The following is a 12,065-nucleotide window of genomic DNA, read 5'->3' as shown; positions in this document are numbered from 1 at the left end:
AGCACGCCCGCGGGCAGCGCCGCCGGTCCGACCGCCGGGCGCTGCGCGGCGGACGGCGGCGACCACGCGGGCGACCGGCCGTCGTCGGGCAGCCTGCCGAGCGCCAGGTCGGCCTCGACGCGTCGCCTGATCAGGTGAGCCGACGCGGTGCGGGCGGCGTTGCGCAACCGCGTCACCCGGCTGGTGAACAGCCCGCGCACCACGCCGCGCACCGGCCGCGCGCGCCGGCCCGCGAGCAGCCGGGCGCGCCCGCTCAGCAGGTAGCGCAGCGCGCCGACCTCGGCGTGCGCGTCGGCGAACCGCCGCAGCAGGACGAACCCGAGGGCGCGCAGGACCGCGAGCACGGCGAGGCGGGGCAGGCCGAGCCAGAACGACGCCGCGCCGCAGTTGACCAGGAACGCGCGCAGGCCGTGCGCCCGGTCGACGCCCCGGTAGGCGGGTCCCGGGCGGGCCGCCGCCGCGTCCAGCCGCCGTTCGCCGCGGCCGAGGGCGCGCGCGTGCCGCACCCGCGCCACCGGGACGGACAGCACCAGGTGGCCGGCGAGGTTGACGCGCCACCCGAAGTCGACGTCGTCGCCCAGCAGGGGCAGCGCCCGGTCGTAGCCGCCGAGCGACTCCCACACCGAGCGGCGGACCAGCGACCCGGCGGAGGGCACGGCCAGCGCCTCGGTGCTCTGCTCGAAGAACGCGGTCTCGAAGGTCCCGACCGGTTCCGCGCCGCCGATGCCGGTCTGCCGGTGCCCGGAGGAGTCCGCGGACACGCCCGCCTCCACGACCAGGCGCGGGTCGGCCCAGTCCAGGGCCAGCGGGCCGAGCAGGGCGGCCGACGGCGACACCTCGGCCGCGGTCAGCAGCGAGGACAGGCAGTCGGGTTCGGGCGCGCAGTCGTCGTGCAGCAGCCACACCCACGAGCCGGGGTCGCCCCACCGCTGCACGGCGTGCTCCACGGCGGCGTGCACGGCCTCGCCGAACCCGGTGCCGCGCGGCAGCGTCAGCACGCCGTCTATCACCCGATCGGTACCTTCGGCGGCGTCGGCGAGGAGCTTCGCGGTGCCGTCCACGGACCCCGTGTCGACCGCGATCACGTGCCGGGGACGGGGTCGTTGCCGGCGCAGCGCGGACAGCGCCGTGCCCAGCCACCGGTCGCCGTCGTGGCACACCAGCACCGCCAGCACGGGTGCGGTGCGCAGCCGTGGAGCAGCCCCGCTCGTCAAGTGCCGCTCCTCGATCCGTTCCGACTACGCCGTGGGACGCCCACGGTAAGCCAGGCCGGACCCGGGGGGTTCGACGCGGCACGATCACGCGGCCTGACGACGCCGCGGGCCGCGCACCCGGTTCACGCGCTCACACGGCGCGCTTCTTGAGCTTCCTCCGCTCGCGCTCGGACAGGCCGCCCCAGATGCCGAACCGCTCGTCGTGCTGCAGCGCGTACTCCAGGCACTCGGAGCGCACCTCGCAGCCGAGGCAGATGCGCTTGGCCTCCCTGGTGGAGCCGCCCTTCTCGGGGAAGAACGCCTCGGGGTCCGTCTGCGCGCACAGGGCGCGCTCCTGCCAATCCTGCTCATCGGTCGCGTCGAACGCGCCGAGCACGACCGGCTCCTGTGCCGGGACGTCCCCGCCCACGATGCGACCCCCGTCGAATTCCTGCATCCAGTCCGCCTCCTCGCCTTCCGCTCTCCCCGGTTGGCGGACACCACTCGCCGTCCCCACAACGACGAATGACACCGATGTGATTACACCTGTGTCACAACACCCGGTCAAGCCGAGTCCACAGGACGGGGGATATTCGCGCGGATGGCCGCAAAAGCCTTGACTGGCTGCACAGACGGTGATTGGCCCGGCGTGGCGCGCGACACGCCGGGCGCGAACGGCCCAACGACCGACCTGTCGGCGGGCGCGCCCGGGAGGCCACACTGGTGGGGTGAAGCGATCAGCGGTGCGACCGAGTCCACTGTTCCTCAGCCTGCTCGCGGCGACGGTGGTGGGCGCCGTGCTGACCCTGTTCGAGGAGTCGCGGGCCGCGCTGGTCGGCGGCACGGTCCTGTTCGTGCTGGCCGGCTGGGCGGTGTCGCTGTGCCTGCACGAGTTCGGTCACGCGATCGTGGCGTACCGGGGCGGCGACCACGCCGTGCAGGCCAAGGGCTACCTGACGCTGGACATCCGCCGCTACACCGACCCGGTGCTGAGCATCGTGCTGCCGCTGGTGCTGCTGGCGTTCGGCGGCATCCCGCTGCCCGGCGGCGCGGTGTGGATCAACCACCACGCGCTGCGCGACAAGCGCGTCGAGTCGATGGTGTCGCTGGCCGGGCCGTTGTCGAACCTGGTGCTGGGCTTCCTGCTGGCGATGTCGGTGCTGCTGTTCTCGCCGCCGCTGGGCCTGGCCGCCGCCCTGTCCTACCTGGCGCTGCTCCAGGTGCTCGCGTTCGTGCTGAACATCCTGCCGATCCCGGGCCTGGACGGCTGGGGCGCGATCGAGCCGTACATGTCGTACTCGGCGCGGCAGTTCGGCGCGAAGGCCCGGCAGTGGGCCCCGTTCGTGCTGTTCGCGGTGCTGATCGGCTTCCCGACCATCGCCCGGCTGTTCTTCGACGCCTCGTACGCGGTGTTCGAGCTGGTCGGCGGGCACCAGTCGCTCGCCGGGTACGGCCAGGGCACCTTCCTGTTCTGGCGCTGAGCCCCGGTGGGAGGATGGCGTCCCGTGAAGGTCGTCGTACTGGTGGGCGGGGTTGGCGGGGCGCGGTTCCTGGTGGGGCTCAAGAGCCTCCTGGCCGGTCCGGGGCACGAGATCACCGCGGTGGTGAACACCGGTGACGACGTGTGGATGCACGGGTTGCGGATCTGCCCCGACCTGGACACCTGCATGTACACCCTGGGTGGCGGGATCGACGCCGAGCGCGGCTGGGGCCGGGCGGGCGAGACCTGGGCGGTGAAGGAGGAGCTGGCGGCGTACGGCGCGGACCCGACGTGGTTCGGGCTGGGCGACCGGGACGTGGCCACGCACCTCGTGCGCACGCGGATGCTGCGCGCCGGGTACCCGCTGTCGGCGGTGACCGAGGCGCTGTGCCACCGCTGGGAGCCGGGCGTGCGGCTGCTGCCCATGTCCGACGACCGGGTCGAGACGCACGTCGTCGTGGACCTCGACGGCGCGGAGAAGGCGATCCACTTCCAGGAGTGGTGGGTGCGGCACCGGGCCGCGCTGCCGGCGAAGTCGTTCGCCTCGGTGGGCGCGGGGACCGCGACCCCCGGGCCGGGGGTGGTCGACGCGCTGCTGGAGGCGGACGCGGTGCTGATCGCGCCGTCGAACCCGGTGGTGAGCGTCGGCACGATCCTGGCCGTGCCGGGGGTGCGGGACGCGCTGCGCAAGACGGAGGCCGGCGTGGTGGGCCTCTCCCCGATCATCGGCGGCAAGCCGCTGCGCGGGATGGCCGACGCGTGCCTGGCCGCGATCGGCGTGGAGACCTCCGCCGAGGCGGTCGGCCGCCACTACGGCTCGCGCAAGACGACCGACCGGGGCGTGCTCGACGGCTGGCTCGTGCACACCGGCGACCGCTGCGACGTGCCGGGCGTGGCGGTGCGCGCCGTGCCGCTGCTGATGTCCGGTGTGGACGAGACCGCCGCCATGGCGAAGGCCGCGCTGGACCTGGTGGGTGTCGAGCTTGGCTGACCACGCCTCGCCCTCGCTGACCGTCCTGCCGGTGACCGGGCTGCCGGAGTTCCGGCCCGGTGACGACCTGGCGGCGGCGCTGGCGTCGGCCGCGCCGTGGCTGGCCGACGGCGACGTGGTCGTCGTCACCTCGAAGGTGCTGTCCAAAGTGGAAGGTCGGCTGGTGCCGGTGCCGACCGACCCCGAGGAGCGCGACGCCGTGCGCCGGGAGTGGGTGCGCGCGGAGGCCGTGCGCGTGCTCGCGCGGCGCGGCCGGACGCTGATCACCGAGAACAAGCTGGGCGTCGTGCAGGCGGCGTCCGGGGTGGACGCGTCCAACGTGGCCGGTGACGAGATCGCGCTGCTGCCGGTGGACCCGGACGGGTCGGCCGGCGCGCTGCGGGCGGCGCTGCGGGAGCTGCTGGGCGTGTCCGTGGCGGTCGTGGTGACCGACACGATGGGCCGGGCGTGGCGGGTCGGGCAGACCGACGCGGCGATCGGCGCGTCCGGGCTGAGCGTGCTGCACCGGTACGCCGGGTCGGTCGACGGCCAGGGCAACGCGCTGGTGGTGACCGAGGTGGCGGTGGCCGACGAGATCGCGGCGGCGGCCGACCTGGTCAAGGGCAAGCTCGGCGCGGTGCCGGTGGCCGTGGTGCGCGGCCTGTCCTACGTCGACGACGGCTCGTCCGCGCGCGACCTGGCCCGCCCGGTCGAGGACGACCTGTTCCGGCTGGGCACCGCCGAGGCCGTGGCGCAGGGGCGTGCCGAGGCGGTCCTGCTGCGCCGCTCCGTGCGCTCGTTCGCGGCGGAGCCGGTGGACGTCGAAGCGCTTCGACGGGCCGTGGCCGCCGCCCTGACCGCGCCCGCGCCGCACCACACGCGGCCGGTGCGGTTCGTGCGGCTGACGGCGCGGCGCGCGGCGCTGCTGGACGCGATGCGCGAGCGCTGGGAGGCCGACCTGCGCGGTGACGGGCTGTCCGAGGAGGCCGTCGCCCGCCGCACGGCCCGCGGCGACTTCCTGCGGGACGCGCCGGAGGTCGTGCTGCCGTTCCTGGTGCGCGAGGGCGCGCACGACTACCCGGACGAGCGGCGCGCGTCGGCCGAGCGGACGATGTTCACCGTCGCCGGCGGCGCGGCCGTGCAGGGCCTGCTGGTCGCGCTGGCGGCCGAGGGCCTGGGGTCGTGCTGGGTGTCGTCGACGATCTTCTGCCCGGACGTGGTGCGCGCCGCGCTGGACCTGCCGGGGTCCTGGGAACCGCTGGGCGCGGTGGCGGTCGGCGTGCCGGAGGTCGAGCTGACCCCGCGCGCGCCCCGTGAGCTGAAGGGGTTCGTGGAGCTGTGAGCACCGGTGACCTGCACGCGGACGCCGTGGCGACGTTGACCGGGTGGCGTCCCGCCGACCGGACCCAGGAGTCGCTGCGGCAGGCGTACCTCGGTTTCCTCGCCGCCCGGGAGGACGGCTGCCTGCGCTCGTGCGAGCCGGGGCACGTCACCGCGTCGGCGCTCGTGCTGAACGCGACGGCCGACGCGACCCTGCTCACCCTGCACCCCCGGGTGGGCCGCTGGCTCCAGCTGGGCGGGCACTGCGAGCCGACCGACGAGACCCTGGCCGGGGCCGCGCTGCGCGAGGCGACCGAGGAGTCGGGCATCCGGGGCCTGCGCGTCGAGCCGACGCCGATCCACCTCGACGTGCACCCGATCACGTGCTCGCTGGGCAAGCCGACGCGCCACTTCGACGTCCGCTACCTGGTCCGCGCCCCGGTCGGGGCCCGGCCGCGGCGCAGCGCCGAGTCTGTCGACCTCCAGTGGTGGCCGCTCGACTCGATGCCCGCGAACGTGGACGACCTGTTCCCGATGATCGAGGCGGCCCTGGCGCGGTTGCGCTAGGGACCGGGTGCACGGGCCGAGTCGCGCCGGGGTCGGGCCTCGGCGGGTCGGGCCAGGTCACACGGCGCGGTGGTCGCGCGGGCTGAAGCGGGGGCCGAAGCGGGGTTTGCCGAGGCCCGCCGCGAGGACGTAGCGGACCGCCCGCTGCCGCTGCGGCGCGTACGCGGCCAGTTCGGCGGCCATGGCGTCGTCGTCGATGCGGCGGCCGAGCAGGGCCCAGCCGACCAGGCCCGCGAGGTGGAAGTCGCCGAAGCTGACGGCGTCCGCGTCGCCCCACGCGCGCTGCGCCACCTCGGCCGCCGTCCACACCCCGATGCCCGGCACCTTGCGCAGCAGCGCCCGCCCGGCCTCGCCGCCCAGGCCGCACGCGCCCTCCAGCCGGTGGGCGACCTGCGCCGCCGCGACGAGGGTGCGGCGGCGCGCGCCGTCCACGCCCGCCCGGTGCCACTCCCAGTCGGTGATCGACAGGACCGCGCGCGGGGTCGGCGGGACCCGCAGGTCCGGCCGGGGACCGGGCGCGGGCGTGCCGAAGCGCAGGCACAGCTCGCGGTACGAGCGGTGGGCCTCGGTGCCGGTCACCTTCTGCTCCAGGACCGCGGGCAGCAGGGCGTCCCACACGCGGCCCGTCGCCGACAGCCTGATCCCGGGGCGCCGGCGGCGGACCTCCGCGACCAGCGGGTGGTGGCACTCGAACGCCGAGTCGTCGTCCGACGCGCCCAGCAGGGCCGGCAGGCCGTCCAGCAGCCAGTCCGCGCCGGGACCCCACGCGTCGGCCTCCACCGCGTCACCGCGCCGGACGTGCAGGGTGCCCGGACCCGCCGGGGTGGTGGCGGTCAGCCACACCCCGGCGTCGGCCCGGAACGACGGGTCGCCCGGCCCGCGCCGCAACGGCCCCAGCACGGTGCCGAGGTCGAGCGGGAACGGCGGCGACCACGTCCTAGGCATCCGCGGAGAACCTGATCCCCGCCTCGGGCAGCACGACGCCCGGCCACACCCGCGCCCCGCCGACCAGCTCGCACCGCGCGCCCACCACCGCGCCGTCGCCGATCACCGAGTCCACGACCACCGCGCCGGCCTGCACCAGGGCGTTCGCGCCCAGCACGCTGCGCTCCACGCGCGCGCCCTCGCCGACCACGGCCCCGTCGAACAGCACCGCGCCGTCCACGACCGCGCTCGCCGCGACCGTGCAGCCCGCGCCGACCGTGGTGCCGCCCCGGACGACCGCCGACTCGTCGACCGCGGCGCCCGGCAGCAGCACCGCCTCGCCCGTGGCGGACAGCGCGGCGGTCGGCGCGATCCCCCGCACCAGGTCCGCCGAGCCCTGCACGAACGCGGCGGGCGTGCCCAGGTCGAGCCAGTACGACGCGTCCACGTGGCCCTGCACCCGCGCGCCGGCGGCCAGCAGCCCGGGGAACGTCTCGCGCTCCACCGACACCGGCCGACCCGCGGGGATGGCCTCGACCACCTCGCGCCGGAACACGTAGCAGCCCGCGTTGATCTGGTCGGTCGGCGGGTTCTCGGTCTTCTCCAGGAACGCGGTGACGCGCCCGTCGGCGTCCGTGGGCACGCACCCGAACCGGCGCGGGTCGTCGACCCGGACCAGGTGCAGCGTCACGTCCGCCCCGGAGGTGCGGTGCGTGTCCAGCACACCGCGCAGGTCCACCCCGGAGAGGATGTCGCCGTTGAACACCATCACGTCGCGTTCGCGCAGCTTGTGGGCCACGTTGCGGATCGCGCCCGCGGTGTCCAGGGGCACCTCCTCGACCACGTACTCCAGCTCCAGGCCGAGCGCCGACCCGTCGCCGAAGTGCTCCTCGAACACCTCGGCCTTGTACGACGTGCCGAGCACCACGTGGGTGATCCCGGCTTCCCTGATGCGCGACAGCAGGTGGGTGAGGAAGGGCACCCCGGCCGTCGGCAGCATGGGCTTGGGGGCGGACAGGGTCAGGGGCCGCAGCCGGGTTCCCTTGCCCCCGACCAGAACCACTGCCTCGGCGCCTTGCAGCTCCGACATGCCGTTTTTCCTCCTCCGCTTACTTCCACCCTGAGTTGCGAATACTCTGGCACGAGCACCTCGACGGCACGGGCGGTGGTCCGGGTCGGAGGCGCACCCACCGTTCCGGCACCGCCGGCGTTCACCGCCGGCCCACAGCACGCAGGAGAGATCCGGATGGACCCCCGCGCTCGGGCCGACGCGGCGCTCGCCCGTGCTCGTGCCCGCGGCATGCACGTCGTGACGCCGGACAACATGACGTCGCCGATGGACTCGTCGGCCACCCAGCAGATCCCGCGCAGCATGGTCAACGCCCTGGACCCCCGCGCGGACCCGGACTCGACCATGGTCCTGGCCGCGCACGTGGCCGCGGGCCGCCCCGCCCCGCCCCCGATGCAGCCCCCGATGTCGCCCGCCGCGCCGCCGGAGCCCGAGCAGGAGCTGCGCGTGGCCCCCGGTCCGGTGCCGACGGTGCAGCAGGTGCCGGTGTCGCGGCCGTCGCTGTCGCAGCGGCTGTCGGGCGGTCCGCCGCAGCAGCCGGGGATGACACAGCGGTTGAGCGGCGACTGAGCGGCGGAGTGACAGACCGAGCGGCGACCAGGCGACAGACCAAGCGGCGACGGGGCGACGGGCCAAGCGGTGACCGGGCAGCGCCCGACAACGCCCGAGCGACGCCCGAGCGGCGACCGAAGTCTCGCGAGGTCGGCCATTTCACGGCGTTGGCGTGGTCGCGTCGCTGGTGAGGGCTGTTGCCGAACGGTTCGGCAAGGCTGGCGCATTCATGCCATGGACGCGCTCTCATCACCTTTGCGAATGTTGCACGGCTTCCTTGCGGTCAGCCCCATGAGGATTGTTGAACAATTCTTTTTGATGGTCTGATGGCCGGTTCGAGCATCGCCCCTGAAATTGGAGGCGCGTACCCGGAACGGGCTAGCGGGTCATCAGCTTCAGGCGCAACGACAGGCCGGCGCGCACGGCCAGCATGACCGGGGCCCACAGGAGACCCCTGTGGCGGTCCGACAGGTAGCGGTAGGCGCTGGAGTGGTGGGCGGCCAGCATGCGGGACGAGGCGCGCTTCGTCGAGTGACCGCCGATGTGCACCACCTCGGCCTCGGGCACGTAGACGTTGAGCCAACCGGCGCGGGTGACGCGGTCGCCCAGGTCGACGTCCTCGAAGTACATGAAGTACCTCGGGTCGAAGCCGTCGACCGAGTCGAACGCCTCCCGGCGCAGCAGCAGGCACGAGCCGGACAGCCAGCCGGCCGTCCGCTCCTCCAGCGACGCCGCCGCCTGCCGGTACGCCTTCGACCACGGGTTGCCGGGCCACACGTGGGCGAAGACGGCGTGCCCCAGGCCCCGACCGAGGGACGGCAGGAGGCGTGCCGAGGGGTAGACGGCACCGGACGGTTCGCGGATGAGCGGGCCGAACGCGCCGCCGCGGGGCCAGCGCTTGGTGGCCTCCAGGAGCGCGTCGAGGCTGCCCACGCCCCACGACAGGTCGGGGTTGGCGACCGCGACCCAGCCGACCGAGTCCGGCAGGGACCGCACGCCCAGGTTGGCGGCGGCGCCGTAGCCGGGGTTGCCGCCGGTCGGCAGGAACGTCACGTGCTCGTGCTCGTCCGCCGCGCGCTCGGGGACGCCGTCGGTCGACCCGTTGTCGGCGAGGACCACCGACACGGGCCGGGTGGTCGCCTCCGACAGCGTGGACAGGAACGTGTCCAGGGTGTCACCGGGCGAGTAGGTGACGGTCACCACCGCCAGGCCGTCTCCGTAGCGCGTCACGCCGGCCACCCTAGTGGTGGTGCGCGCGGTGCACGACGGCGTGCCCCTTGCCCCGCGAGATGAGCCACCGGTTGACGGGCACGGTCAGCACGAACGCGACCGCGAGCGAGAACGCCAGCGCGCCCCAGAACAGGGGGCTCGACACGCCGGCCGCCATCGCGCCGGGCACGGCGACCATGATCGCGTTGTCGATGACCTCCATGACCGCGATCGACGCGGTGTCGGCGGCCAGCGCCACCTTCAGGGCCGCGCCGAACGCGAGGCCGCCGCGCAGCACGCCGCGCAGGGTGAGCGCGTAGCCGAAGAAGAACGCCAGCACGACCGCGAGCACCACCGTGCCCCAGTTCGGCAGGCCGAGCGCGGTGCCGACGACCATGCCGAGCACCTCGCCGATGGCGCAGCCGGTGAGGCAGTGCAGGGTGGCCGAGACCGCCGTTGACCAGGATGTCCTCATACCGCCGAATATACCCCTAGGGGGTATGTAAAAGGCAAGGGCGAACGAGGGATGGGACGGGGTCGGTCAGCGGCGGTGGGCGCGGGCGGCGCGCTCGTAGGCCAGGCGGTGCCGGGCGGCCGACGTGGACCAGGCGAAGTCCTTCGCCCGCACGAGGGCGGCGGCGCCGAGGGCGTCCCGCCGGGCCGGGTCGTCCAGCAGCTCGCCGAGCGCGGCGGCGATGTCGCCCGCGCCCACCCCGCAGTACGCGACCGCGTCGCCGCCCACCTCGGGCAGGCTCAACCGGCGCGTGGTCAGCACGCACGCCCCGCTGGCCATGGCCTCCAGCACCGGCAGCCCGAAGCCCTCGCCCAGCGACGGGTAGGCCACCAGCTCCGCCCCGCCCAGGAACCCGGCCAGCGACGGGAACGGCAGGTAGCCGGCCCGGATCACCCGGATGCGGTGCGGCACGGCGTCCAGCGCCCGCTCCACCTGGCTGTCCCAGCCGGGCTGCCCGGCGAGCACCAGGGCGGGCGGTCGGGCGCGGTCCCGGCACGCCTGCGCGAACCCGCGGATCAGCGCCGGCACGTTCTTGCGCGGCTCCAGCGCCCCGAGGAACGCCACGTACGGGGTGTCCCCCAGCGACAGCATCCGCCGCACCTCGGCCACCTCGGCGGCGGTCGGCGGGTGGAACCGGTCGGTCTCCACGCCGTGCTGGGCGATGTGCAGGGCGCGCCGGTCGGCGCCGGCCACGCGGGCCAGCTCGTCGGCGGTGGCCCGGGACGGCACGACGCACAGCGAGGCGCGCTTCAGCGCGGCCCTCGTCCAGGCCCGGAAGAACCTGGCCTTGACCGACGAGTGCAGCACGGCGTCGGTGAAGAACGTCGCGTCGTGCAGCGTCACGACCGACGCGGTGCGGTTGGCCAGCGGCAGCGTGTAGTGCGGCGAGTGCACGACGTCCACGCCGAGCCGGGCGGCGATCCGCGGCAGCGTGGTCTGCTCCCAGGTCAGCCGGGCGGTGCGGGTGGCGACCGAGTCGACGGCGGCCACGACGCGCGACCGCGGCGCGAGGGTCGTGTAGAGCTGGGCGTCTCGGGGTTGGCACACCACGCTGAGCCGAGCACCGTCGGCGTCCAGCGCGGCCACCAGGGAGTCCACGTACCGCCCGACGCCACCTCGGTCAGCCGGAACGGCGGTGGCGTCGATCAGCACGCTGGGTTCGACGGGTGACACGCGGTGAAGGGTACGGCGGTCGACGGGCGGGCTGACCGGGAATGGCGTAAACGGTTCGTCAACGACACAGCCGCAGGTGCACGCCCCACACCGCGCGGGCGGCGTTCTCCCAGGTGAAAGCCTCGGCACGGGTGCGACCGGCGGCGCTCAGGCGCTCCGCCAGCGCTGTGTCGAACAGCACGGAGCGCAGCCCGGCGGCCAGCGCGGACCGGTCACCGCGCGCCACCTCCACGCCCGCCCCGCCCGCCACCTCGACCAGCGCGGGCGCGTCCGAGTGGACCACGGGCACCCCGGCGGCCATGGCCTCCACGACGGGCAGCCCGAAGCCCTCGGCGAGGCTCGGCGCGGCCAGCACCGCCGCCCGCCGCAGGACGAACGCGAGCCGCGCGTCGCTCAGCCGCCCGAGGAGGTGGACGTGCGGCGCGCGCAGGTCCACCCCGCCCCACCCCGGCGGCCCGACGACGACCAGCGGCACGCCCAGCTCGGCCGTCGCGGCCGTGAGCAGGTCGAAGCCCTTGCGCGGCTCGACCGTGCCGATCGCCAGCACGTACCGCGGCGGGAGGGGCACGGCCTCCTCGTCGGGGAAGCGCGTGACGCCGTTGCCGACGACGTGCACGGGCGCGGGACCCGGCGCGTACCGGCGCAGCTCCCCGGCGACGGTCGCGGTCGGCACGACGACGGCCCCCGCCCGCGCCACCGCCCGCCCGATGGCACGCCGGTGCCACGCCACGCCGCGCGGGGTCAGCGTCGACGGGTGGGTCCACGGCACGGTGTCGTGCACGGTCACCACGACCCGCCCGCGCGGCGGCGCGAACGGGGTGAAGGCGTGCACCGAGTCGCCGCCCGGCCAGTAGGGCACCCCCCGCTCCCACGCCGCGACCAGCGCCCGCCGGGGCAGCGGCAGCACGCGCGGGCCGGCGACACCGGGCACGACGGCCGCCGACACGTCCGCGTGCCTGCTCACGGCACCGGTGACGGTCCAGCCGGCGGGCGCGGTCGCGGCCAGGGCGGCGGCCAGCTCGCGGGTGTACCGGCCCGTCCCGCCGGGCACGGGGGCCAGCAACTGCTCGGTCAGCACCACCAGGTTCGGCACG

Annotated in this window: 13 protein-coding genes; 5 read left to right on the top strand and 8 right to left on the bottom strand. The window is 75.2% G+C overall.

The features are described from left to right. On the bottom strand, positions 1–1,214 hold a 1,214-nt coding region (locus ACR807_RS28540; RefSeq protein WP_438924526.1), incomplete at its 3' end, for a glycosyltransferase family 2 protein. A gap of 130 nt (positions 1,215–1,344) precedes the next feature. Then, positions 1,345–1,650, bottom strand: coding sequence for a WhiB family transcriptional regulator (locus tag ACR807_RS28535; RefSeq protein ID WP_438924525.1), 306 nt, complete (start codon positions 1,648–1,650; stop codon positions 1,345–1,347). Between the two features lie 271 nt (positions 1,651–1,921). On the opposite strand from ACR807_RS28535, the gene ACR807_RS28530 reads away from it, so the two are divergent. The 4 genes from ACR807_RS28530 to ACR807_RS28515 are packed head-to-tail and all read left to right on the top strand — an operon-like array spanning position 1,922 to position 5,530. Further along, on the top strand, positions 1,922–2,674 hold the full coding sequence (locus tag ACR807_RS28530; protein WP_438924524.1) for a site-2 protease family protein: 753 nt from the start codon (positions 1,922–1,924) through the stop codon (positions 2,672–2,674). A gap of 24 nt (positions 2,675–2,698) precedes the next feature. Further along, on the top strand, positions 2,699–3,664 hold the full coding sequence (cofD, locus tag ACR807_RS28525) for a 2-phospho-L-lactate transferase (protein ID WP_438924523.1): 966 nt from the start codon (positions 2,699–2,701) through the stop codon (positions 3,662–3,664). Continuing rightward, positions 3,657–4,985: a coenzyme F420-0:L-glutamate ligase gene (locus ACR807_RS28520; RefSeq protein WP_438924522.1), complete on the top strand. Its 1,329-nt coding sequence runs from the start codon at positions 3,657–3,659 to the stop codon at positions 4,983–4,985. Before cofD ends, ACR807_RS28520 begins: the two co-directional genes overlap by 8 nt. Beyond that, positions 4,982–5,530: an NUDIX hydrolase gene (locus tag ACR807_RS28515; RefSeq protein WP_438924521.1), complete on the top strand. Its 549-nt coding sequence runs from the start codon at positions 4,982–4,984 to the stop codon at positions 5,528–5,530. Before ACR807_RS28520 ends, ACR807_RS28515 begins: the two co-directional genes overlap by 4 nt. A gap of 57 nt (positions 5,531–5,587) precedes the next feature. Here the strand turns inward: ACR807_RS28515 and ACR807_RS28510 are convergent, their stop codons facing one another. Beyond that, the gene (locus ACR807_RS28510; RefSeq protein WP_438924520.1) at positions 5,588–6,475 is read right to left on the bottom strand and encodes a DNA-3-methyladenine glycosylase family protein; all 888 of its coding nucleotides are present in this window, start codon (positions 6,473–6,475) and stop codon (positions 5,588–5,590) included. Then, complete coding sequence (manB, locus tag ACR807_RS28505; protein WP_438924519.1) at positions 6,468–7,544, bottom strand: mannose-1-phosphate guanylyltransferase; 1,077 nt, start codon at positions 7,542–7,544, stop codon at positions 6,468–6,470. Before manB ends, ACR807_RS28510 begins: the two co-directional genes overlap by 8 nt. A 156-nt stretch (positions 7,545–7,700) precedes the next feature. Between manB and ACR807_RS28500 the strand changes: the two genes are divergently transcribed. After that, on the top strand, positions 7,701–8,093 hold the full coding sequence (locus tag ACR807_RS28500; protein WP_438924518.1) for a hypothetical protein: 393 nt from the start codon (positions 7,701–7,703) through the stop codon (positions 8,091–8,093). Positions 8,094–8,453: 360 nt separating this feature from the next. Here the strand turns inward: ACR807_RS28500 and ACR807_RS28495 are convergent, their stop codons facing one another. From ACR807_RS28495 to ACR807_RS28480, 4 genes are all read right to left on the bottom strand, one after another. Continuing rightward, a complete protein-coding gene (locus ACR807_RS28495) occupies positions 8,454–9,305 on the bottom strand; it encodes a glycosyltransferase family 2 protein (RefSeq protein WP_438924517.1) in 852 nt (283 codons plus the stop codon). A 10-nt stretch (positions 9,306–9,315) separates the two neighbouring features. Further along, positions 9,316–9,759, bottom strand: a complete 444-nt coding sequence (locus ACR807_RS28490) for a DUF4396 domain-containing protein (protein ID WP_438924516.1) — start codon at positions 9,757–9,759, stop codon at positions 9,316–9,318. Positions 9,760–9,825: 66 nt separating this feature from the next. Then, positions 9,826–10,950, bottom strand: coding sequence for a glycosyltransferase family 4 protein (locus ACR807_RS28485; RefSeq protein ID WP_438924528.1), 1,125 nt, complete (start codon positions 10,948–10,950; stop codon positions 9,826–9,828). A 79-nt stretch (positions 10,951–11,029) separates the two neighbouring features. After that, positions 11,030–12,064 carry a glycosyltransferase family 4 protein gene (locus ACR807_RS28480; RefSeq protein ID WP_438924515.1) on the bottom strand — a complete coding sequence of 345 codons (1,035 nt, stop codon included), beginning with the start codon at positions 12,062–12,064 and terminating at the stop codon, positions 11,030–11,032. Between the last annotated feature and the right edge of the window lies 1 nt (position 12,065).

Source organism: Saccharothrix sabaoui, from assembly GCF_051756985.1.
In the GTDB taxonomy this organism is placed as follows: domain Bacteria; phylum Actinomycetota; class Actinomycetes; order Mycobacteriales; family Pseudonocardiaceae; genus Actinosynnema.
This window is presented reverse-complemented; position numbering and strand designations above follow the sequence as displayed.